This window comes from Candidatus Aquicultor secundus (genome assembly GCF_002791875.1).
GTDB classification, from domain to species: domain Bacteria; phylum Actinomycetota; class Aquicultoria; order Aquicultorales; family Aquicultoraceae; genus Aquicultor_A; species Aquicultor_A secundus.
Genome location: NZ_PFNG01000256.1, coordinates 2,886 through 3,141, shown reverse-complemented (window position 1 = coordinate 3,141; position 256 = coordinate 2,886). Strand labels below are relative to the sequence as shown.

The 256-nt window shown below is 45.3% G+C and carries 1 protein-coding gene; it reads left to right on the top strand.

Annotated elements, in window-relative coordinates:
- Window positions 1–47 precede the first annotated feature (47 nt).
- On the top strand, window positions 48–256 hold a 209-nt coding region (locus tag COY37_RS10855), incomplete at its 3' end, for a homing endonuclease associated repeat-containing protein (protein WP_286977567.1).

The window sequence follows — 256 nt, the reverse complement described above, 5'->3', positions numbered from 1 at the left end:
ATTGCTTCAGAGAAGCGACGGGTAGAGCGTTCTCAAGAGAAAAGGTATTGGATGCCATCAAAGGTTTTGTTTGTGAGTATGGGCGCAGACCAATCCAGGTTGATTTTACTACAAAGAAGGGATGGCTAAGCCCAAGCACAGTAGCAGAGCATTTCGGCACATGGAATCAAGCTATTAAAGAAGCCGGCTTTTCACCAAATTCGGCATCGATAGGTTATATTTGCCGAGCTAAGGATGGCCATTTGTGTAGGTCTCA